Here is a 26,744-nt window from a genome sequence, read left to right as displayed (position 1 = left end):
CGGTTGTGGCCCGAACACTCGGGCTGGGGGATCCGGATATCAGCAGGGAGCATCCATGGACAACATCGTCGTCGCCGATAAGCAATCCGAAGTCGCCACTCAGAGCGCCTGGGGCAATATCAATCTCAAAGCACCAAGCGTCGTGCAGGTACCGGTATCTCCAGACAAAGTGGCCACGGTCACCCAGCGCGGGCAGGACCTGATCATCACCCTGAAGTCAGGCGAAAAGGTCACCATCGGTAACTTCTTCGCCGTAGACCAGGCCGGGGTCGGCAGCGATATGGTCTTCGTTGGCGACGATGGCACCCTGTGGCATGCCCAGTACGATGCAGCAGCGTTCACCGGCTTCACCTTTGAAGACGTGGCCTCGTTGGACGAACTGGTCGCAGGTATTGGCACCGCCGGTAGCGCCATGCCAACGTGGGCGATAGCCGGGCTCAGCCTGCTCGGCGTGGGCGGCGCAGCGGCGGCGGCGAACAACGGCGGCGGCAGCAGCAGCAGCAGCAGCGGCGGTTCCGACCCCGACACCAGCGCACCGGCCACGCCGATCGACCTGCTGGTTTCACCGGATGGCTTGCGTCTGACCGGCCGTGGCGAAGCAGGCACCACGGTGAACATCCGCGACGCCGCCGGCAACCTGATCGGCAGCGGCACAGTGGGTGCCGACGGCAGTTTCAACGTGACGCTGAATGCGCCGCAGATCAACAGCGAAAACCTTGATGTCACCCTGACCGACGCCGCCGGTAATGTCTCGGCGCCTGGCACTGTCACTGCGCCGGACGCAACTGCACCACTGGCGCCGACCGACCTGGCTATCAATGAGCAAGGTAACACCCTCACCGGTCGTGCCGAGCCCGGCTCGACGGTTTCCGTGCGAGGCGCAGGTGGCGTATTGCTGGGCACTGCGGTGGCCGGTGCGGACGGCCAGTTCAGCATCACTCTGCAACCGCCACAAATCGACGGCCAGGCCCTGGAGATCAGCGCCGCAGACGCGGCTGGCAATATCTCGCCAGTTGCTAGCATCACGGCGCCGGACGTCGACAACCCAGATACCACAGCCCCTGAACAACCGACTGACCTGGCCTTGGCCGATGGCGTCACTTTCACCGGACGCGGTGAGCCTGGTGCTACCGTGCAGGTGCACGATGCTGCCGGCAACCTGATTGGCACCGGTGTCGTCGGTGCCGACGGCCTGTTCAGCCTCACCCTGTCGCCTGCCCAGACAAATGGTGAAGCACTCGACGTGCGTCTGGTGGATGCCGCCGGCAACAGTTCGATACCGCTGGAGTTCACAGCCCCGGATATCACACCGCCCGAGGCGGTCACCGACATTCTGGTCGGCCCAGGTGGCACGGCCCTGAGCGGTCGCGGCGAACCAGGTGCCACTGTGGAAGTGCGTGATGCCAATGGCACTGTGATCGGCACAGGTGTGGTCGGTGCCAACGGCACCTTCCTGATCGACCTGAATCCGGCCGCACAGCCAGGCGAGCAGTTGAGCCTGGTGCAGACCGACCCAAGCGGTAATGCTTCGGTGGCTACCGAGTACGACGTACCACTGACCACCGCGCCCGACAGCCCGAGCAATCTGGCCATCAATGCTGATGGCACCACCCTCACCGGTACCGCACCGGCCGGCACCCGTGTGGAGGTGCATGACGCCAACGGCACGCTGATTGGCAGTGCCATTGCCAACGCAGATGGCAGCTTCAGCATCGAACTGAATCCCGCACAAGCCAACGGCGAACTGCTGGACGTGGTGGCCATCGATGACGGCGGCGTTTCCTCGCTGCCCGCACAGATCACCGCACCGGATGTCACCGCCCCTGCCGCACCGACCGAACTGGCCGTGAGCGCGGACGGCAGCGTTGTCACCGGCCGTGCCGAACCGGGCAGCACCGTGCGCATCGTGGCTGCCGATGGCACCGAACTGGGCACTGCCGTGGTCGGCCCGACCGGCGTGTTCAGCCTCAACCTCAACCCGCCACAAGTTGACGGCGAAGTGCTGCAGGCCACCGCGACCGATGCCGCTGGCAACACATCGCCAAGCAGCGCAGTCACCGCACCGGATATCGACGGGATCGATACCACGCCACCCGCAGCCCCGACTGACTTGGTAATCGGTCTTGCCGGTAGCCAGCTCAGCGGTCGAGGCGAAGCCGGCTCTACCGTGCAGGTACGTGACGCGGCAGGCAACATCCTCGCGACTGGCACCGTCGCTGCAGATGGCACCTTCGTCATCGCCCTGGACCCTGCCGTGAACGACGGCAGCACCTTGCAAGTCACCCTCACCGACGCTGCCGGCAACGTATCCCAACCGGGCTCGGTCACCTCGGCCGACTTGCTGCCGCCCGCGCAACCGACTGACCTAGCCTTGGCCGATGGCGTCACCTTCACCGGTCGCGGTGAGCCTGGTGCTACCGTGCAGGTGCGCGATGCTGCCGGCAACCTGATTGGCACTGGCTTGGTCAACGAAGACGGCACCTTCAGCGTCACGCTGCTACCCGCCCAGGCCAATGGTGAAGCCCTGGACATTCGCGTGGTGGATGCCGCCGGCAACGCCTCGGCGCCACTGCAATTCGATGCGCCGGACATCACACCGCCTGAGGCAGTAACCAATATTTCAGTTGGTGCTGACGGCCTGGCCCTGAGCGGTCGCGGCGAACCAGGTGCCACTGTGGAAGTGCGTGATGCCAATGGCACTGTGATCGGCACAGGTGTGGTCGGTGCCAACGGCACCTTCCTGATCGACCTGAATCCGGCCGCACAGCCAGGCGAGCAGTTGAGCCTGGTGCAGACCGACCCAAGCGGTAATGCTTCGGTGGCTACCGAGTACGACGTACCACTGACCACCGCGCCCGACAGCCCGAGCAATCTGGCCATCAATGCTGATGGCACCACCCTCACCGGTACCGCACCTGCCGGCACCCGTGTGGAAGTGCATGATGCCAACGGCACGTTGATTGGCAGTGCCATTGCCAGCGCCGATGGCAGCTTCAGCATCGAACTGAATCCCGCACAAGCCAACGGCGAACTGCTGGACGTGGTGGCCATCGATGACGGCGGCGTTTCCTCGCTGCCCGCACAGATCACCGCACCGGATGTCACCGCCCCTGCCGCACCGACCGAACTGGCCGTGAGCGCGGACGGCAGCGTTATCACCGGCCGCGCCGAGCCGGGCAGCACCGTGCGCATCGTGGCTGCCGACGGCACCGAACTGGGCACTGCCGTGGTCGGCCCGACCGGCGTGTTCAGCCTCAACCTCAACCCGCCACAAGTTGACGGCGAAGTGCTGCAGGCCACCGCGACCGATGCCGCTGGCAACACATCGCCAAGCAGCGCAGTCACCGCACCGGATATCGACGGGATCGATACCACGCCACCCGCAGCCCCGACTGACTTGGTAATCGGTCTTGCCGGTAGCCAGCTCAGCGGTCGAGGCGAAGCCGGCTCCACCGTGCAGGTACGTGACGCGGCAGGCAACATCCTCGCGACCGGCACTGTCGCTGCAGATGGCACCTTCACCGTCACCCTGGACCCTGCCGTGAACGACGGCAGCACCTTGCAAGTCACCCTCACCGATGCCGCCGGCAACGTATCCCAACCGGGCTCGGTCACCTCGGCCGACTTGCTGCCGCCTGCACAACCGACTGACCTGGCCTTGGCCGATGGCGTCACCTTCACCGGTCGCGGCGAGCCCGGCGCTACCGTGCAAGTGCGCGATGCTGCCGGCAACCTGATTGGCACCGGTGTCGTCGGTGCCGACGGCCTGTTCAGCCTCACCCTGTCGCCTGCCCAGACAAATGGTGAAGCACTCGACGTGCGTCTGGTGGATGCCGCCGGCAACAGTTCGATACCGCTGGAGTTCACAGCCCCGGATATCACACCGCCCGAGGCGGTCACCGACATTCTGGTCGGCCCAGGTGGCACGGCCCTGAGCGGTCGCGGCGAACCGGGTGCCACTGTCGAAGTGCGTGATGCCAATGGCACCGTGATCGGCACGGGTGTCGTGGGTGCCAACGGCACCTTCCTGATTGACCTGAATCCGGCCGCTCAGCCAGGCGAGCAGTTGAGCCTGGTGCAGACCGACCCAAGCGGTAATGCTTCGGTGGCTACCGAGTACGACGTACCACTGACCACCGCGCCCGACAGCCCGAGCAATCTGGCCATCAATGCTGATGGCACCACCCTCACCGGTACCGCACCTGCCGGCACCCGTGTGGAAGTGCATGACGCCAACGGCACGCTGATTGGCAGTGCCATTGCCAACGCCGATGGCAGCTTCAGCATCGAACTGAATCCCGCACAAGCCAACGGCGAACTGCTGGACGTGGTCGCCATCGATGACGGCGGCGTTTCCTCGCTGCCCGCACAGATCACCGCCCCCGACATCACCGCCCCTGCCGCCCCAACCGAACTGGCGGTGAGCGCGGACGGCAGCGTTATCACCGGCCGTGCCGAACCGGGCAGTACCGTGCGCATCGTGGCTGCCGACGGCACCGAATTGGGCTCTACCGTGGTCGGCCCGACCGGCGTGTTCAGCCTCAACCTCAATCCGCCACAAGTTGACGGCGAAGTGCTGCAGGCCACGGCGACCGATGCCGCTGGCAACACTTCCGTTACCAGCTCGGTCACCGCACCGGACATCGATGGCGGCGATACCACCCCGCCTGAAGCACCGACCAATCTGGTGATCGGCCTTGCCGGCAGCCAGCTCAGCGGTCGAGGCGAAGCCGGCTCCACCGTGCAGGTACGTGACGCGGCCGGCAACATCCTCGCGACTGGCACCGTCGCTGCAGATGGCACCTTCGTCATCGCCCTGGCCCCTGCCGTGAACGACGGCAGCACCTTGCAAGTCACCCTCACCGATGCCGCCGGCAACGTATCCCAGCCGGGCTCGGTCACTTCGGCCGACTTGCTGCCGCCAGCACAACCGACTGACCTGGCACTGACCGATGGTGTCACCTTCACCGGTCGAGGTGAGCCCGGTGCCACCGTGCAAGTGCGCGATGCTGCCGGCAACCTGATTGGCACCGGTGTCGTCGGTGCCGACGGCCTGTTCAGCCTCACCTTGTCGCCTGCCCAGGCCAATGGTGAAGCGCTCGATGTGCGTCTGGTGGATGCCGCCGGCAACGCCTCGGCGCCACTGCAATTCGATGCGCCGGACATCACCCCACCTGAGGCAGTAACCAATATTACGGTTGGTGCTGACGGCCTGGCCCTGAGCGGTCGCGGCGAGCCGGGTGCCACTGTCGAAGTGCGCGATGCCAATGGCACCGTGATCGGCACGGGTGTGGTCGGTGCCAACGGCACCTTCCTGATCGACCTCGCCCCAGCCGCGCAGCCGGGCGAGCAGTTGAGCCTGGTACAGACCGACCCAAGCGGCAACGCTTCCTCGGCACTGCAATTCGAAGTCCCGGTCACCACTGCGCCTGCCAGCCCCAGCGACCTGGTATTCGCCGAAGACGGCAGCAGCATCAGCGGTACCGCACCTGCCGGCACCCGTGTGGAAGTGCATGACGCCAACGGCACGCTGATTGGCAGTGTGGTGGCGGGCCCCGACGGCAGCTTCACCGTTACCCTCGACCCGGCCCAGGCCAACGGCGAACTGCTGGACGTGGTCGCCATTGATGACAGCGGCGTTTCCTCGCTGCCCGCACAGATCACCGCACCCGACATCACCGCCCCTGCCGCACCAACCGAACTGGCCGTGAGCGCGGACGGCAGCGTTATCACCGGCCGCGCCGAGCCGGGCAGCACCGTGCGCATCGTGGCTGCCGACGGCACCGAACTGGGCACTGCCGTGGTCGGCCCGACCGGCGTGTTCAGCCTCAACCTCAATCCGCCACAAGTTGACGGCGAAGTGCTGCAGGCCACCGCAACCGATGCCGCTGGCAACACTTCCGTTACCAGCTCGGTCACCGCACCGGACATCGATGGCGGCGATACCACCCCGCCTGAAGCACCGACCAATCTGGTGATCGGCCTTGCCGGCAGCCAGCTCAGCGGTCGAGGCGAAGCCGGCTCCACCGTGCAGGTACGTGACGCGGCCGGCAACATCCTCGCGACTGGCACCGTCGCTGCAGATGGCACCTTCACCGTCACCCTGGACCCTGCCGTGAACGACGGCAGCACCTTGCAAGTCACCCTCACCGATGCCGCCGGCAACATATCCCAACCGGGCTCGGTCACCTCGGCCGACTTGCTGCCGCCAGCACAACCGACTGACCTGGCCCTGGCCGATGGCGTCACCTTCACCGGTCGCGGCGAGCCCGGTGCCACCGTGCAGGTGCGCGATGCCGGCGGTACTGTCATCGGTACTGGTGTCGTAGGTGCCGACGGCCTGTTCAGCCTCACCCTGTCGCCGGCCCAAGCCAACGGCGAAGCACTCGACGTGCGCTTGGTGGATGCCGCCGGCAACGTCTCGGCGCCACTGCAATTCGATGCGCCGGACATCACCCCACCTGAGGCAGTAACCAATATTACAGTTGGTGCTGACGGCCTGGCCCTGAGCGGTCGCGGCGAACCCGGTGCTACTGTGGAAGTGCGTGATGCCAGTGACACCGTGATCGGCACGGGTGTGGTCGGTGCCAACGGCACCTTCCTGATCGACCTGAGTCCGGCCGCTCAGCCGGGCGAACAATTGAGCCTGGTACAGACCGACCCAAGCGGCAACGCTTCCTCGGCACTGCAATTCGAAGTCCCGGTCACCACTGCGCCTGCCAGCCCCAGCAACCTGGTGTTCGCCGAAGACGGCAGCAGCATCAGCGGTACCGCACCTGCCGGCACCCGTGTGGAAGTGCATGATGCCAACGGCACCCTGATTGGCAGTGCCATTGCCAACGCCGATGGCAGCTTCAGCATCGAGCTGAATCCCGCACAAGCCAACGGCGAACTGCTGGACGTGGTCGCCATCGATGACGGCGGCATTTCCTCGCTGCCCGCCCAGATCACCGCGCCCGACATCACCGCCCCTGCCGCCCCAACCGAACTGGCGGTCAGCGCGGATGGCAGCGTTGTCACCGGCCGCGCCGAACCGGGCAGCACCGTGCGCATCGTGGCTGCCGACGGCACCGAACTGGGCACTGCCGTGGTCGGCCCGACCGGCGTGTTCAGCCTCAACCTCAACCCGCCACAAGTTGACGGCGAAGTGCTGCAGGCCACGGCGACCGATGCCGCTGGCAACACATCGCCAAGCAGCGCAGTCACCGCACCGGATATCGACGGGATCGATACCACGCCACCGGCAGCCCCGACTGACTTGGTGATCGGCCTTGCCGGCAGCCAGCTCAGTGGTCGAGGCGAAGCCGGCTCCACCGTGCAGGTACGTGACGCGGCCGGCAACATCCTCGCGACTGGCACCGTCGCTGCAGATGGCACCTTCACCGTCACCCTGGACCCTGCCGTGAACGACGGCAGCACCTTGCAAGTCACCCTCACCGATGCCGCCGGCAACATATCCCAACCGGGCTCGGTCACCTCGGCCGACTTGCTGCCGCCAGCACAACCGACTGACCTGGCCCTGGCCGATGGCGTCACCTTCACCGGTCGCGGCGAGCCCGGTGCCACCGTGCAGGTGCGCGATGCCGGCGGTACTGTCATCGGTACTGGTGTCGTAGGTGCCGACGGCCTGTTCAGCCTCACCCTGTCGCCGGCCCAAGCCAACGGCGAAGCACTCGACGTGCGCTTGGTGGATGCCGCCGGCAACGTCTCGGCGCCACTGCAATTCGATGCGCCGGACATCACCCCACCTGAGGCAGTAACCAATATTACAGTTGGTGCTGACGGCCTGGCCCTGAGCGGTCGCGGCGAACCCGGTGCTACTGTGGAAGTGCGTGATGCCAGTGACACCGTGATCGGCACGGGTGTGGTCGGTGCCAACGGCACCTTCCTGATCGACCTGAGTCCGGCCGCTCAGCCGGGCGAACAATTGAGCCTGGTACAGACCGACCCAAGCGGCAACGCTTCCTCGGCACTGCAATTCGAAGTCCCGGTCACCACTGCGCCTGCCAGCCCCAGCAACCTGGTGTTCGCCGAAGACGGCAGCAGCATCAGCGGTACCGCACCTGCCGGCACCCGTGTGGAAGTGCATGATGCCAACGGCACCCTGATTGGCAGTGCCATTGCCAACGCCGATGGCAGCTTCAGCATCGAGCTGAATCCCGCACAAGCCAACGGCGAACTGCTGGACGTGGTCGCCATCGATGACGGCGGCATTTCCTCGCTGCCCGCCCAGATCACCGCGCCCGACATCACCGCCCCTGCCGCCCCAACCGAACTGGCGGTCAGCGCGGATGGCAGCGTTGTCACCGGCCGCGCCGAACCGGGCAGCACCGTGCGCATCGTGGCTGCCGACGGCACCGAACTGGGCACTGCCGTGGTCGGCCCGACCGGCGTGTTCAGCCTCAACCTCAACCCGCCACAAGTTGACGGCGAAGTGCTGCAGGCCACGGCGACCGATGCCGCTGGCAACACATCGCCAAGCAGCGCAGTCACCGCACCGGATATCGACGGGATCGATACCACGCCACCGGCAGCCCCGACTGACTTGGTGATCGGCCTTGCCGGCAGCCAGCTCAGTGGTCGAGGCGAAGCCGGCTCTACCGTGCAGGTACGTGACGCGGCAGGCAACATCCTCGCGACTGGCAACGTCGCTGCAGATGGCACCTTCACCGTCACCCTGGACCCTGCCGTGAACGACGGCAGCACCTTGCAAGTCACCCTCACCGATGCCGCCGGCAACATATCCCAACCGGGCTCGGTCACCTCGGCCGACTTGCTGCCGCCAGCACAACCGACTGACCTGGCCCTGGCCGATGGCGTCACCTTCACCGGTCGCGGCGAGCCCGGTGCCACCGTGCAGGTGCGCGATGCCGGCGGTACTGTCATCGGTACTGGTGTCGTAGGTGCCGACGGCCTGTTCAGCCTCACCCTGTCGCCGGCCCAAGCCAACGGCGAAGCACTCGACGTGCGCTTGGTGGATGCCGCCGGCAACGTCTCGGCGCCACTGCAATTCGATGCGCCGGACATCACCCCACCTGAGGCAGTAACCAATATTACAGTTGGTGCTGACGGCCTGGCCCTGAGCGGTCGTGGCGAGCCGGGGGCCACAGTGGACGTGCGTGATGCCAATGGCACCGTGATCGGCACGGGTGTCGTGGGTGCCAACGGCACCTTCCTGATCGACCTCGCCCCAGCCGCACAGCCGGGCGAGCAGTTGAGCCTGGTGCAGACCGACCCAAGCGGCAATGCTTCGGTGGCTACCGAGTACGACGTACCATTGACCACCGCGCCCGATAGCCCGAGCAATCTGGCCATCAATGCTGATGGCACCACCCTCACCGGTACCGCACCTGCCGGCACCCGTGTGGAAGTACATGACGCCAACGGCACCCTGATTGGCAGTGTGGTGGCTGGCCCCGACGGCAGCTTCACCGTCACCCTCGACCCGCCCCAGGCCAACGGCGAACTGCTGGACGTGATCGCCATTGATGACGGCGGCGTTTCCTCGCTGCCCGCACAGATCACCGCACCCGACATCACCGCCCCTGCCGCACCAACCGAACTGGCCGTGAGCGCGGACGGCAGCGTGATCACCGGCCGTGCCGAACCGGGTAGCACCGTGCGCATCGTGGCTGCCGACGGCACCGAACTGGGCACTGCCGTGGTCGGCCCGACCGGCGTGTTCAGCCTCAACCTCAATCCGCCACAAGTTGACGGCGAAGTGCTGCAGGCCACCGCAACCGATGCGGCTGGCAACACTTCCGTTGCCAACTCGGTCACCGCGCCGGACATTGATGGCGGCGATACCACCCCGCCTGAAGCACCGACCAATCTGGTGATCGGCGTTGCCGGTAGCCAGCTCAGCGGTCGAGGCGAAGCCGGCACTGCCGTGCAGGTGCGTGACGCGGCAGGCAACATCCTCGTGACCGGCACCGTCGCCGCGGATGGCACCTTCACCGTCACCCTGGATCCTGCCGTGAACGACGGCAGCACCTTGCAAGTCACCCTCACCGATGTCGCCGGCAACGTATCCCAGCCGGGCTCGGTCACCTCGGCTGACCTGCTGCCGCCCGCGCAACCGACTGACCTGGCCTTGGCCGATGGCGTCACCTTCACCGGTCGCGGCGAGCCCGGTGCCACCGTGCAAGTGCGCGATGCTGCCGGCAACCTGATTGGCACCGGTGTCGTCGGTGCCGATGGCCTGTTCAGCCTCACCCTGTCACCTGCCCAGGCCAACGGCGAAGCCCTCGACGTACGCTTGGTGGATGCTGACGGCAACGCCTCTGCGCCGCTGCAATTCGATGCGCCGGACATCACCCCACCTGAGGCAGTAACCAATATTACGGTTGGTGCTGACGGCCTGGCCCTGAGCGGTCGCGGCGAGCCGGGTGCCACTGTGGAAGTGCGCGATGCCAATGGCACCGTGATCGGCACGGGTGTGGTCGGTGCCAACGGCACCTTCCTGATCGACCTCGCCCCAGCCGCGCAGCCGGGCGAGCAGTTGAGCCTGGTGCAGACCGACCCAAGCGGCAACGCTTCCTCGGCACTGCAATTCGAAGTCCCGGTCACCACTGCGCCTGCCAGCCCCAGCGACCTGGTATTCGCCGAAGACGGCAGCAGCATCAGCGGTACCGCACCTGCCGGCACCCGTGTGGAAGTGCATGACGCCAACGGCACGCTGATTGGCACTGTGGTGGCGGGCCCCGACGGTAGCTTCACCGTCACCCTCGACCCGGCCCAGGCCAACGGCGAACTGCTGGACGTGGTCGCCATTGATGACAGCGGCGTTTCCTCGCTGCCCGCCCAAATCACCGCACCGGATATCACCGCCCCTGCCGCACCGACCGAACTGGTGATCAATGCCGACGGCAGCGTGGTCACCGGCCGTGCCGAACCGGGCAACACCGTACGCGTGCTGGCCGCCGACGGCACCACTGTGCTGGGTAGCGTGGTAGTTGGCGCTACCGGTAGCTTCAGCATCACCCTCGACCCGCCACAGGTAGACGGCGAAGTGCTGCAAGTGACGGCCACCGATGCGGCAGGCAACGCCTCCACCGCCAGCAACCTTACCGCGCCGGACATCGATGGCGGCGACACAACGCCACCGGAGACCCCGACCAACCTGTTGATCAGTGCTGCCGGCAGCCAACTCAGCGGTCGTGGCGAAGCCGGTACCAGCGTTCAGGTACGCGATGACGCAGGCACCGTAGTTGCCACGGGCACGGTCAATCCGGATGGTACCTTCGCGATCACCTTGAACCCGGCCATCACCGATGGCAGTACGCTGCAAGTCACCCTCACCGACGCCGCTGGCAACGTATCCCAACCGGGCTCGGTCACTTCGGCCGACTTGCTGCCGCCCGCACAACCGACTGACCTGGCCCTGGCCGATGGCGTCACCTTCACCGGTCGCGGCGAGCCTGGTGCTACCGTGCAGGTGCGCGATGCCGGCGGCAACCTGATTGGCACTGGCTTGGTCAACGAAGACGGCACCTTCCGCGTCACGCTGCTCCCCGCCCAGGCCAATGGTGAAGCCTTGGACATTCGCGTGGTGGATGCCGCCGGCAACGCTTCTGCGCCACTGCAATTCGATGCGCCGGACATCACCCCACCTGAGGCAGTAACCAATATTACAGTTGGTGCTGACGGCCTGGCCCTGAGCGGTCGCGGCGAACCAGGTGCCACTGTGGAAGTGCGTGATGCCAATGGCACTGTGATCGGCACAGGTGTGGTCGGTGCCAACGGCACCTTCCTGATCGACCTGAGTCCGTCCGCACAGCCAGGCGAGCAGTTGAGCCTGGTGCAGACCGACCCAAGCGGCAACGCTTCCTCGGCACTGCAATTCGAAGTCCCGGTCACCACTGCGCCTGCCAGCCCCAGCAACCTGGTGTTCGCCGAAGACGGCAGCAGCATCAGCGGTACCGCACCTGCCGGCACCCGTGTGGAAGTGCATGACGCCAACGGCACGTTGATTGGCACTGTGGTGGCTGGCCCCGACGGCAGCTTCGCCGTCACCCTTGACCCGGCCCAGTCCAATGGCGAACTGCTGGACGTGGTCGCCATCGATGACGGCGGCCTTTCCTCGCTGCCTACCCAGATCACCGCACCTGATATCACCGCCCCTGCCGCACCGACCGAACTGGCCGTGAGCGCGGACGGCAGCGTTGTCACCGGCCGTGCCGAACCGGGCAGCACCGTGCGCATCGTGGCTGCCGACGGTAGCGAACTGGGCACTGCCTTGGTCGGCCCGACCGGCGTGTTCAGCCTCAACCTCAATCCGCCACAAGTTGACGGCGAAGTGCTGCAGGCCACCGCAACCGATGCGGCTGGCAACACTTCCGTTGCCAACTCGGTCACCGCGCCGGACATTGATGGCGGCGATACCACCCCGCCTGAAACACCGACCAATCTGGTGATCGGCGTTGCCGGTAGCCAGCTCAGCGGTCGAGGCGAAGCCGGCACTGCCGTGCAGGTGCGTGACGCGGCAGGCAACATCCTCGCGACCGGCACCGTCGCCGCGGATGGCACCTTCACCGTCACCCTGGATCCTGCCGTGAACGACGGCAGCACCTTGCAAGTCACCCTCACCGATGTCGCCGGCAACATATCCCAGCCGGGCTCGGTCACCTCGGCTGACTTGCTGCCGCCCGCACAACCGACTGACCTGGCCTTGGCCGATGGCGTCACCTTCACCGGTCGCGGCGAGCCCGGCGCTACCGTGCAAGTGCGCGATGCTGCCGGCAACCTAATTGGCACCGGCGTCGTCGGTGCCGACGGCCTGTTCAGCCTCACCCTGTCGCCTGCCCAGACCAATGGTGAAGCACTCGACGTGCGTCTGGTGGATGCCGCCGGCAACAGCTCTGCCCCATTGCAATTCGATGCGCCGGACATCACACCGCCTGACGCAGTAACCAATATTACAGTTGGTGCTGACGGCCTAGCCCTAAGCGGTCGCGGCGAACCAGGTGCCACTGTCGAAGTGCGCGATGCCAATGGCACTGTGATCGGCACGGGTGTCGTGGGTGCCAACGGCACCTTCCTGATCGACCTTGCCCCAGCCGCACAGCCGGGCGAGCAGTTGAGCCTGGTACAGACCGACCCAAGCGGCAATGCTTCGGTGGCTACCGAGTACGACGTACCACTGACCACCGCGCCCGACAGCCCGAGCAATCTGGCCATCGATGCTGATGGCACCACCCTCACCGGTACCGCACCTGCCGGCACCCGTGTGGAAGTGCATGACGCCAACGGCACGCTGATTGGCACTGTGGTGGCGGGCCCCGACGGCAGCTTCACCGTCACCCTTGACCCGGCCCAGTCCAATGGCGAACTGCTGGACGTGGTCGCCATTGATGACAGCGGCGTTTCCTCGCTGCCCGCCCAAATCACCGCACCGGATATCACCGCCCCTGCCGCACCGACCGAACTGGTGATCAATGCCGACGGCAGCGTGGTCACCGGCCGTGCCGAACCGGGCAACACCGTACGCGTGCTGGCCGCCGACGGCACCACTGTGCTGGGTAGCGTGGTAGTTGGCGCTACCGGTAGCTTCAGCATCACCCTCGACCCGCCACAGGTAGACGGCGAAGTGCTGCAAGTGACGGCCACCGATGCGGCAGGCAACGCCTCCACCGCCAGTAACCTTACCGCGCCGGACATCGATGGCGGCGACACAACGCCACCGCAGACCCCGACCAACCTGGTGATCAGTGCTGCCGGCAGCCAACTCAGCGGTCGTGGCGAAGCCGGTACCAGCGTTCAGGTGCGCGATGACGCAGGCACCGTGGTTGCCACGGGCACAGTCAATCCCGATGGTACCTTCGCCATCACCTTGAACCCGGCCATCACCGATGGCAGTACCCTGCAAGTGACCCTGACCGACACTGCCGGCAATGTCTCGCAACCCGGTTCGGTCGCCGCGCCAGACCTGCTGGCCCCAGCGCAGCCAACCGAGCTGGCCTTGGTTGATGGCGTGACCTTTACCGGCCGCGGCGAGCCCGGTGCCACCGTACAGGTGCGCAATGCCACCGGCAGCCTGATCGGCACTGGCTTGGTCAACGAAGACGGCACCTTCAGCGTCACGCTGTTCCCCGCCCAGGCCAATGGTGAGGCCCTGGACATTCGCGTGGTAGACGCCGCCGGCAACAGTTCAACGCCGCTGGCGTTCACTGCACCGGACGTCACGCCGCCAGCTGCCGTCAGCAACGTCGTGGTGGGCGCCGATGGCCTGGTGCTCAGTGGCCGTGGCGAGGCCGGTGCTACCGTACAGGTACGTGATGCCAACGGCTCTGTCATAGGCACCGCCACAGTCGGCGCCAACGGAACCTTCTTGGTCGACCTCACCCCAGCCGCGCAACCGGGCGAGCAATTGAGCCTGGTGCAGACCGATGCGAGCGGCAACGCCTCTGAAGCCCTGCAATATGAAGTCCCGGCAACCACGACCCCAGCCAGCCCAAGCGACCTGGTGGTGGCTGCGAACGGCGCCAGCATCACTGGTACAGCCCCGACGGGCAGCCGTGTGGAAGTACACGATGCCAACGGCACACTGGTCGGCAGTGTGGTGGTAGGTGCCGGTGGCACCTTCACCGTCATCCTCAACCCGGCCCAGGCCAACGGCGAACTGCTGGACGTGGTGGCCATCGATGGCACCGGCGCTTCGTCCCTGCCGGTGCAAATCGCTGCGCCAGACATCACCCCGCCGGTCACCCCGAGCGAGCTGGCGATCAGTGCCAACGGCAGCGAGGTCACCGGCCGCGCCGAAGTGGGCAGCACCGTGCGTGTGCTGGCCGCCGATGGCACCACCGTGCTGGGTAGTGTGGTGGTCGACGCCACTGGCAGTTTCAGCATCACCCTCGACCCGCCGCAGGTGAGTGGAGAGGTACTACAAGTCACCGCCACCGACGCCGCCGGCAACACCTCCACGGCCGGCGACATCACCGCGCCGGACATCGACGGTGGCGACACCACACCACCGGATGCCGCAACCAACTTGGTAGTCGGCCTGGCCGGCGCCCAGCTCAATGGCCGCGGCGAAGCCGGGGCCAGCGTGCAGGTGCGCGATGCCCAGGGCAATGTACTGGCCAACGGCTCGGTCAACCCGGACGGCACCTTCCAGATCACCCTTGACCCACCGGTGAAAGATGGCAGCAACCTGCAAGTGGTGCTGACCGATGCCAGCGGCAATGCTTCTGCCCCGGCGTCGGTGGTTACCCCGGACTTGCAGGCCCCGGCCCAACCGAGCGGCGTGGCCTTGGCCGACGGCGTGACCCTGAGCGGCAACGGCGAGCCAGGCGCGACCGTGCAGGTACGCGATGCCTTGGGCAACTTGCTCGGCACCGGCCTGGTCACTGAAACCGGCAGTTTCAGCATCACCCTGTCGCCGGCCCAGGCCAATGGCGAAATCCTCGACATCCGTCTGATCGATGCCGCCGGCAATGTCTCTTCACCCCTGCAGTTCGAGGCCCCGGACATCACCGTGCCTGCCGTAGTCAGCAACATTGTCGTCGGCGCCGACGGCCTGACCTTGGGCGGTCGCGGCGAAGCCGGTGCTACCGTCGAGGTGCGCGATGTCAATGGCACGCTGATCGGTACCGGCACAGTGACCGCGAACGGTACTTTCCTGATCGACCTCGACCCGGCTGCGCTGCCGGGTGAACGCCTGAGCCTGGTACAGACCGACCCGAGCGGCAACGCCTCTGAAGCGCTGACCTACGACGTGCCACTGGTGGTCACCCCGACCAGCCCGAGCGAACTGGTCGTCGCCGCCGATGGCAGCAGCATCAGCGGTTCTGCTCCTGCTGGTAGCCGCGTGGAAGTGCATGATGCCAACGGCACGCTGGTCGGTAGCATCGTGGTGGGTGCCGAGGGCACCTTCACCGTGGTGCTTATACCGGCCCAGGCCAATGGCGAGTTGCTGGACGTGGTGGCGATCGACAACAACGGCACCTCGTCGTTGCCGGTGCAGGTCGCCGCACCAGACATCACCGCGCCTGTGGCGCCAAGCGATCTGGCAATCAGTGGCGACGGTACCGTTGTCAGCGGCCGCGCCGAAGCAGGCAGCACCGTCCGTGTGCTGGCCGCCGATGGCACCACTGTACTGGGCAGTGTCGTGGTGGGGGCCAGCGGTGCCTTCAGCATCGGCCTCACCCCGCCACAAGTGGCAGGCGAGCAGTTGCAGGTGACGGCCACCGATGTCGCAGGCAACGCCTCCACGGCCGGCAGCGTCACCGCACCGATCGTGGACAACGGCGGCGACACCACACCGCCGGAGCCCGCTACCGAGCTGGCCATCAGTAACGATGGCCGCACAGTCTCCGGGCGCGGCGAAGCGGGCGCCACCGTGGAGGTGCGCAACGATCAGGGGCAGGTGCTGGTGAGCGGCACCGTTCAGCCCGATGGCAGCTTCAATGTGCAACTGCCAACCCCGGTGGTGGATGGCTCGTCCCTGCAAGTGACCCTGACCGATGCCGCCGGCAACGTCTCTACACCTAGCCCGCTGACGGCGCCCGACCAGGTAGCACCGCTGCAACCAACCGACCTGGTGCTGAGTAATGGTGACAGCCTGGTCGGTACTGCAGAAGGGGGCGCACGGATTGAGGTCAAAGATGCCTCGGGCAACCTGATCGGTAGCGTCATTGCCGAGCCGGATGGCAGCTTCAGCCTGACCCTCGACCCGCCCCAGGCCAATGGCGAAACCTTGTCCATCACCGTGACCGATGCGGCAGGCAATACCTCGGTGCCGCTGAGTTACGTGGCCCCGGACATTACCGCACCGGCGATCGTCACTGACGTGCTGGCAGGCGATGGCAGCCTGGCCGTGTCTGGCCGTGGTGAGCCTGGTGCCACAGTCGAAGTGCGTGATGCCCAAGGCGCAGTCATCGGTACTGGCACCGTGGCGCCAAATGGCACCTTCGTGATTGACCTGGAGGCACCGCTGGCCGCAGGTGAGAACCTCGTGCTGGTGCAGACCGATGCCGCTGGCAATACCTCGGCAGGGGTCAGCGTGACCGTTGCCGATACACCGCTGCCCGAAAGCCCGAGCGGCGTGGTGGTGGCCGGTGACGGCTCCAGTGTTTCCGGTACCGCACCGGCAGATACGCAGGTGCAAGTGCGTGACGCGCAGGGCAATGTCCTAGGCAGCACCCAGGCCGGCCCGGATGGCAGCTTCACCATCGGCCTGACCCCGGCACAGGCCAACGGGGAAGCACTGGATGTCGTCGCGGTCGACGAAGCTGGCAACAGTTCGCTGCCGACCCAGATCACCGCGCCCGATATCACCCCGCCCAATGAAGCCAGTGAACTGCAACTGAGTGCCGATGGCGGCCTGCTCACCGGTCGCGGCGAACCGGGCAACACCGTGCAGGTCATCAGCGCCGACGGCACTGTGCTGGGCAACGCCCAGGTCGGTGCCGACGGTGTGATCAGCGTGGTCCTGAACCCAGCGCAGACCGACGGCCAGGAACTGGACGTGGTCCTGCGCGACCCCGCTGGCAACACCTCGACCGCCAACATCGTCGCGCCCGATACCGACGGCCCGCTGCAACCCTCCGGGCTGGCTATCGATACCGCTGGCATTCACCTTACCGGCCAGGGTCAAAGCGGCTCCATCGTCACCGTGCGTGACGCCGACGGCAATGTGCTGGGCACTGCCACCGTGGGCGGCGACGGCCGTTTCGACGTCACCCTCAACGCGCCACAACGCAATGGCGAAAGCCTGACCGTCGAAGCGACCGACAACCTGGGCAACAGCGCAGGGCCCGTGGACTTCACTGCACCCGACTCCACCCCACCGCAAGTGGTCACCAACCCGGCCATCGACGGCACCGGTACCACGATCACCGGCAACGGCGAACCGGGCGCCACCGTGACCGTGCGCGGGCCGGATGGCAGCGTGCTGGGTAGCACGGTGGTCGGCGCGGGTGGCGCTTTCGAAATCACCCTCGACACGCCGCAAACCAACGGCCAGGCACTGACCGTGGAGCAACGCGACGCGGCCGGCAACCTGTCGGCGGCAGTCGACGTGTCGGCACCGGATACCCAGGCACCCGATAGCCCCACCGGTCTGGTCCTGGCTGGCGACGGCAGCAGCCTGAGCGGCAGCGGCGAGCCGGGTGCGCAGGTGACCGTGACCGGCACTGGCGGCACAGTACTGGGCACCGCAACGGTCCAGCCCGATGGCTCCTTCCAGGTGGCCATCGACCCGCCACAGCTCAATGGCCAGACGCTGTCTGTCACTCAGGCGGACAACAGCGGCAACGGCTCGCCCGCAGGCACCGTGACCGCACCTGACTTCGAGGCACCGCTGCCGGCGCAAGGGCTGGGCCTTGATCCTACCGGCACACTGCTCAGCGGGCAGGGCGAGGCAGGCAGCACCGTAGAAGTACGTGATGCCGCAGGCAACCTGCTAGGCACCATCCCGGTGAATGCAGACGGTACGTTCGAAGTGGCACTCTCCCCGGCCCAGACCAACGGTGAAGTGCTGTCGGTGGTGCTGATCGATGGCGGCGGCAATGCCTCGCCGTCGGCCACTTTCACCGCTGACGACAGTACCGCGCCAGCTGCGCCTGCCGGCCTCACGATCACCCCGGGCGGCAGTGCCATCCAGGGTACCGGTGAAGCTGGCGCCACGGTGGAAGTGAAGCTTGCCGACGGCACGTTGGTAGGCACCGTCGTCGTGCCCGCAGGCGGCAGCTTCACGGTCCCACTATCGCCCGCCCAGTTGGACGGCCAGGCTCTGGATGTGACGCTGACCGATGCGGCCGGCAACATTTCGCAGCCCAGCCAGATCCTTGCGCCTGACATCACGCCACCGGCACTGCCCACCGACGTTGCAGTCAGCAGCGATGGCACGGCTGTGACCGGTAACGCACCTGGCGCCAGTTCGGTGACCGTGAGCGATGGGGCCGGCAATGTGATCACTGTTGCGGTCAACCCGGATGGCAGTTTCAGCGTGCCGCTGGATACACCGCAGAACAACGGCCAGACCGTAACCGTGGTAGTGACCGACGCAGCCGGCAACGACTCGGTGCCGGTCTCTGTCACCGCGCCGGACACGACCAACCCGGAACCGGCGACCGGGCTTACCGTAAGCCCGGACGGCAGCACGGTCGGCGGCACAGCCGAGCCTGGCAGCACAGTGGAAGTCCGCAACCCGGATGACACCGTGCGCGGCACTGTAACTGCAGGGCCGGACGGCACCTTCGTGATACCGGTCGCCCCACCGCTGGCATCAGGCGAAACCGTCGATGTGGTGGTGATCGACCCTGCCGGCAACGAATCGCCTGAAATACCGCTGGCTGGCCCGACCGGTACCGAAGTGGCCACGCCTTCGGCCCTTGCCATCAGCGCCGACGGTTTCCTGCTGACCGGCCAGGGTACGGTCGGCTCGCTGATTACCGTGACCTCCGGGGGCACCACGCTGGGCAGCGCCACGGTCGGCAGCGACGGCACCTTCCGGGTGTTCCTCCAGAACGCCCAGCTCAACGCCCAGATCTTGCAGGTCAGTGCCAAGGCTACCGTCGATGGCCAGCCTTCGGTGCCGGCCATTATCGTGGCCAATGACACCACGGCACCGGACGCGCCGACACAGGTAAACCTCAACGCCACCGGCAGTACGCTGACCGGCCAGGGCGAGGTGGGTGCAACCGTGCGCGTGACAGACGTACAAGGCACCTTGCTGGGGACTGCAACCGTCGACAGCAATGGCCTGTTCAGCGTCAGCTTCTCGCCGGCCGTGGCCAATGGGCAGAACCTGATCGTCACCCAGGCTGATGCTGCAGGTAACGTTTCGCTCGCGGCCACCCTGCAAGCGCCTGACCTGCAGGCACCGCTGGCGGCCAGTAACCTCAGCCTCAACAGCGCAGCCACCGTGCTCAGCGGCCAGGGCGAAGCCGGTGCCAGCGTCACCGTGCGCGACGCCAGCGGCGCCATCCTGGCCACCGGCACCGTCAACCAGAGCGGCCAGTTCCAGATCACCCTGCCCAGCGCGCAGGTGACCGGTAGCCCGCTACAGGTCACCCTCAGTGATGCCGCGGGCAATGTGTCCGGCCCGGCCAGCCTGGCCACGCCAGACCACACGCCGCCAGCGGCCATCAGTAACCCGGTGTTGAGCCAGGACGGCCGGCAGCTTTCCGGCAGCGGTGAAGCGGGCGCCACGGTACAGGTACGCAACGCCGCCGGTGCCTTGCTCGGCTCCGCCACGGTGGGCGCTGACGGTCGCTTCACGGTGACATTCGACACACCGCAAACCAACGGCCAGGTCATCGGCGTGACGCAAGTGGATGCCGCCAGCAACACCTCACCGGCAATCAATGTGACAACCCCGGACCTGACTCCACCCGCACCGCTGACCAACGTGGTGCTGAACAACAACGGCCTGACCCTGACCGGCCTGGGCGAAGCCGGTGCCACGGTCACCGTTCACGGCCAGGACGGGACCATCATCGGCACCGGCCTGGTAGCGGCCAATGGCAGCTTTACCCTCACCCTGAACAGCGCCCAGCTCAACGCCCAGCACCTGAGCATTACGCAGACCGACGCGGGCAACAACACCTCCCCCGCCGTGACGGTCACCGCGCCGGACTTCACCCCGCCTACGGCACCGACAGCACTCGTGCTGTCCGGTACCGGCCTGCAACTGACCGGTAACGCCGAAGCCGGCAGCACCGTGACCGTGCGCGATGCCAGCGGTAACGTGCTGGGCACAGCGGTAGCCGGCAGCAACGGCACCTTCCAGGTCACCCTGAACAGTGCCCAGACCAATGGCCAGATGCTGCAGGTGACCGCCACCGACGCAGCCGGCAACGTGTCGCCGGCCGCACCTTATACTGCAGCCGACACCACGCCGCCGGCCGCCGTGACCAACCTGGCTGTCTCCGCCAATGGCGCCACCCTGACAGGCGATGGCGAAGCAGGCGCAACCGTGACCGTACGGGCGCCGGACGGTACCGTGCTGGGCAACGCTGAAGTGGCCGCCGACGGTCACTTCAGCGTATCCCTGTCGCCGGCAGCGATCACGGGTGAAAGCCTGAGCGTGGTCCAGGCCGATGCCGCACAGAACGTCTCCCCTGCACAGAGCGTGACGGCGCCAGGCGCGCTGGCACCGGCCACGCCGGACAACCTGATACTGGCCGCCGACGGCCTGTCGGTGACCGGCACCGCCGAGGCGGGTAGCACAATCAAAGTGTACGGCCCCAACGGCGTATTGCTGGGCAGCAGCCCGGTCGCCAACGACGGCACGTTCACTGTCAATCTCGGCAGTGCGCAGGCCAATGGCGAAGTGCTGCAGGTCAGCGCAACGGGCCCCGATGGCAGCGTATCGCTACCCGCTACCCTGCTGGCACCCGACACCACGGCACCGCAACCACTGACCAACCTGGCGTTGTCCAGCGACGGCCTGGTACTCAGTGGCCGCGGTGAAGCAGGAGCCACCGTTACCGTGCTTGGCGAAGGCGGTATCGACCTGGGCACTGCCGTGGTCGATGCCAATGGCAACTTCAACGTCAACCTGAACACTGCGCAGATTAACGGCGAACAGCTCAGCGCCAGCCAGTCCGATGTGGCCGGCAACGAGTCCAACAGCGTCAGCCTGACAGCCCCTGACCGCGTCGCGCCGGATGCTGCCGGCAACCTGGCCTTCGTCGGGGGTGGCAGCTTGTTGAACGGTACCGGCGAAGCGGGTGCCGCCGTGCGTGTGCTCGCCGCCGATGGTTCGGTGCTGGGCAGCGCCACGGTGCGCGCCGACGGGACTTTCCAGGTCAACCTCGCATCGCCCCAGGCCAACGGCCAACAGGTACAGGTGGTACTGACCGATGCGGCCGGCAACCAGTCTGCCGCCAGCGCCATCACCGCACCCGATACCACACCGCCAGCGGCACCCGGCGAACTGGCCGTTTCCGGTGATGGTGTCACCCTCACCGGCCGCGGCGAAGTGGGCGCGCGGGTGACCGTGACCAACCCGGCAGGCGAGGAAATCGGCAGCGCCACCGTCGATGCCAGTGGCCACTTCACCATCACGCTGAGCCCGGCACTTGGCAACGCCGAGCTGCTCAGCTTCACCCAGGCCGATGCGGCCGGTAACGTGTCGGCAGTGGCAACCCTGCAAACCCCGGACTTCACCCCGCCCGATCCACTCACCCAAGTGGTGATCAACGCCGACGGCAGTGTGGTCAGCGGCCTGGGCGAGGCCGGCGCCACGGTAATCGTCAGTAACGCGGCCGGTACCGTACTGGGCACGGGTATCGTACTGGCTGATGGCAGCTTCAGCGTCGAACTGTCACCCGCACAAATCAACAACCAGACACTGTCGGTACTGCAGGCCGATCCACCCGGCAACGTCAGCCTGCCGGTCAACGTGCAAGCGCCGGACCTCACGCCGCCAGCGGCAGCAACCGAGCTGCGGCTCAATGCGGCAGGTGACGAGTTGGGCGGTGTCGGCGAAGTGGGCGCCACCGTGCGCGTGTACGTCGGTATCACGCAGGTGGGTACCGGCACAGTGGGCGTCGACGGGACCTTCATCGTCGAGCTGGATGCAGCGCAGCTCGATGGCCAGGTGCTGCAGGTCACCCTGACCGATGCAGCTGGCAACATCTCGCCAATCAGTTCGGTCACGGCGGTGGACACCACACCACCGGCCGCCGTGGTCGCCATCATCAACGACAGCGGTACCCAGGTGATCGGTACTGCCGAAGCCGGCACCCGCGTCACGGTGGTCAACAACAACGGCGACCTGCTGGGCCAGGTAACGGTGGAGCCGGACGGCACCTTCGTCCTTGACCTGAACCGCCCGCAAATCAACGGCGAAACGCTGACCATCATCGCCCAGGACGCCACTGGCAACCCGTCGGTACCGCTGGCAGTGACTGCGCCAGACCTGACGCCACCGGTGCAGCCGACCGACCTGCTGCTCAACGCAGCCGGTACGTCGATGACGGGTACGGCCGAAGCCGGCAGCACGATCACGGTGCGCGGCCCGAACAACAACATCGTGGGCACGGTGGAAGTGGGTGAGAACGGCCAGTTCACTGTGCCGATCAGCCCGGCACAGAACAACGGCCAGTTGCTGACGGTGGTGTCCACCGATGATGCCGGCAACGCTTCGGTGGCTGTCCCTTACCAGACCAACGACACCTCGCCACCCGACCTGGTGACCAACCTGGCGATCAACAACACCTTCAACGTGCTGACCGGCAAGGGCGAAGCCAATGCCACGGTTACCGTCAGCCTCGACGGAGACGTGATCGGTACCGGCGTGGTGGATGCCGCTGGCAACTTCCAGATAACGCTGGTGCCGGCGGCGGGCTCGCTCGCAACCCTGGAAGTGACACAGTCCGACGGCATCAATACGTCTGCGGTCGCGACCTACCTCACACCCTTGATCGCACCACCCGTGCCGCCCACCGACGTGACCTTGGGCAGCGACGGCCTGACCCTGACAGGCAGTGCACCCAGCGGTGTGGGCATTCGCGTGTACGACGCTGCAGGCAACCTGATCGGTACAGGGGTCGCAAGCCTGAACGGCTCCTTCACCCTGACGCTGGACGCAGCTCAGCTCAATGGCGAACACATTTCGGTGACAGCGGTGGCGCTGATAGGCGGCGAATCGCAGCCGACCTTCCTGCAAGCGGCCGACATCACGCCACCGACCAACCCGGTGGTCACCAGCCTGTCTGTCAATGGCCTGGTGCTGACCGGCACGGGTGAAGCCGGTGCCACGGTGACAGTGCGTGATGCCGGCAACAACGTGCTCGGCACGGCGGTGGTGAATGGCGGTGGCGTGTTCACCGTCAACCTGAACGCCGCGCAGCTCAACGGCCAGGTACTGGGCGTGAGCCAGGCTGACACTGCAGGCAATGTGTCCGGCAGCACAAGCTACACCGCCGCAGACCTGCAGCCACCTGCTGCCCCCACCAACGTCGCCATCAACGGCACCGGTACCGTGCTTACCGGTAGCGGTGAGGCGGGCGCTACCATTACCGTCCAAGGCCCGAACGGCCAGGTGGGTACCGGTGTGGTACAAGCCAACGGCACCTTCAGCATTACTTTGACCTCGCCACAGAACGACGGGCAACTGCTGGTGGTACGCCAGGCCGATGCTGCCGGCAACCTGTCCGCCAGCACCAGCCTGACTGCGCCGGACACCACCCCGCCAGCCGCTCCGCTGGCCACCATCAACGCCAACGGCACCTCGGTCAGTGGTGCTGGCCAGGTCGGCAGCACGGTCACCGTGCGCAACAGCGCCGGTACCGTACTGGGTACCGCAACGGTGGGCAGCAACGGCCTGTTCGTGGTCAGCCTGGCTGCGGCGCAGATCGACAACCAGGCGCTCAGCGTCACCCTCACCGACAGCGCCGGTAACGTGTCCACAGGCACTGCGCTGACCGCACCGGACCTGACCCCGCCTGCGGCTGCCGGCAACCTGCTGTTCAGTGCCGACGGCAGTACCCTCACCGGTACTGGCGAAGTGGGTGCCACCGTCACCGTACGCAGCGCCGGCGGTACCGTGCTGCAGACCGCGACGGTGCAGGCGGACGGCACCTTCACCGTGACCCTGAGCCCGCCTCAGGACAACGGCCAGATCCTTTCGGTGACCCTCAGCGACCCGCGCGGCAACGTGTCGGGCAACGTCAACGTCACTGCACCGGATGTGGATGCCAACGCGCCGGTCATCGCCAGCGACAACCTGGCCACGGCCACGGTCAACCTGGCAGCGGTCAGCGCCACGAAGACCTACACCGACAGCTTCACCACGCTACTGTCGGGGTTCTCCAAGACCTACACCTGGACGGTGGCAGCAGGCACCACGGCTGACCCTACCCTCACACTGACCACCAACAGCGTGCTGGCATTGCTCAACAACACCAGCTTCACCCTGCAGGTGAAAGACGCCAGCGGCACCTGGGTGACCATCGCCACCGGTAACACTCAGGGCCTGCTCGACCTGATCGTGTTGCCAATCGGCTTGCAGGTGGACATCGGCGTGCTGCAAGCCGGTGATTACCGACTGACCGTGGGCAGTGGCGGCATCGGCCTGATCACCGAAGTGAGCACCACGCTGGACATCGTCTCCACCAGCCTGACCCAATTCACCGGCACCGGCATTGCCACCTCTGGCAACGTCATTACCGACGTGGGTACCGATGGCGCAGTGGATGCCCGTGGCCCGGACAGCGCCGCCGTGCTGCAAGTGCTCAAAGACGGCAGCTACGTCTCGGCCGGGACCGCCACGACGGTTCAGGGTCAGTACGGCACCCTGGTGATCCGTGCGGACGGCAGCTACACCTACACGCCGAACGGTAGCCCGAACAGTGTCGGCAAGGTGGACGTGTTCAGCTATCAACTGGTGCACCCTAACGGCCTGTCCGATGCCGCCAACCTGTACGTGCGCATCGACAGCCCGCAAGCCACGGAGGTCTGGAGCGACACCAACTACGGTGCACCGGCCACGGTGGTCGACGCAGTCAACGACGTTGGTACCAGCCAGGTCACCCTGGACAACCGCGTGGACTCCAGCAGCAGTACGCTGGGCTCGCTGAACCTGCCAGTGATCGGTACCCGCCAGGCCACCTACACCACCACGGTTGCCGCCAATACCACGGCCGACCTGCAGGTGGTGGTCAACTCCACCAACCTGTTGAGCCTGCTCAACGGCACCACCATCGAGCTGCTCAAGCTCAACCCGGCCACCGGCCAGTACGTGCTGGTGCAGTCGGTGCCAGGTGGTTCGCTGGTCAGCATACTGGGCGGCGGCGCCGGGTATACCTTCGAGAACCAGGGCGCCGGTACCTACCACGTACGTGTCACCGCCGGCGGCATCGGCTTGCTCAGCTCCATCACCACCAGCCTGAACACCACTACAACGTACCTGACCGAGTTCGTGGTCAGTGGCGCGACAGCCGCCACCGGCAACCTGCTGGCTGACGACAATGTCGGTTCGGCCTTGACCGTGCTGAGCGTGCTGACAGCGGCCAACACCTACACCATCCCGGGCTACAACGGGGTAAGCGTGGCCGGCACCTACGGCACGTTGCTGGTGCATGCCGACGGCAGCTACACCTACACCCTGAACGCAGGGCTCACCTCGGCGGTGGTGGGCCAGCACGACACCTTCACCTACGAGCTAAGCCACCCGAACGGCACTACCGACACCGCAACCCTCACCATCAACGTGGACAGCGCCGCCGGCCTCACCGCCACCACATCGCTGCTGGCCGATACTGGCAACGAATCCGCGGCACTCGCCAGCCTGGCAGCGGCCACCGATGTGATCGCCGGCACTGACGGCAACGACCACCTCGATGGCAGCCAGGGTGGCCACATCACCCTGCAGGGTGGTGCGGGTGACGACACACTGGTGGTGGTCGACCAGAACTTCGCCAGCGTCGACGGTGGCTCGGGAACCGACACCCTGCTGTGGGGCGGCGGTGATGCCAGCATTGACCTGGGCAACCTGGCCGGGCGCGTACACGACATCGAAATCCTCGACCTCAACGACACCAGTTCGGTGGCGCTCACCCTCAACCTGGCGGATGTGGTGGCCATCACCGAAACCGGTACCGACACACTGATCATCAAGGGGGACGACAAAGACTCGGTTCACATGACGGACAACTGGACGCTGGTCGGGAACCAAACTGCCGACGGCATCGACTATAACCAGTACACGGCCCAGGAGGATCCAAGCCATCACCTGTGGGTACAGAACGGTATCCATGTGGTTTGAGGCCGCTGTAAACCCGTCGGGTGAA

The 26,744-nt window shown here is 66.3% G+C and carries 1 protein-coding gene; it reads left to right on the top strand.

Features of this window, described 5'->3' with window-relative positions; genetic code table 11:
- Window positions 1–55: 55 nt before the first annotated feature.
- A complete protein-coding gene (locus ACZ889_RS08190; RefSeq protein WP_476257304.1) occupies window positions 56–26,719 on the top strand; it encodes a BapA/Bap/LapF family large adhesin in 26,664 nt (8,887 codons plus the stop codon).
- Window positions 26,720–26,744: the final 25 nt, after the last annotated feature.

This window comes from Pseudomonas sp. TE3895, assembly GCF_056278855.1.
This window is presented reverse-complemented; position numbering and strand designations above follow the sequence as displayed.

Excerpts from the sequence above, each read along its gene's own strand:
- ACZ889_RS08190 (WP_476257304.1), top strand. The coding sequence starts at position 56 with ATGGACAACATCGTCGTCGCCGATAAGCAATCCGAAGTCGCCACTCAG.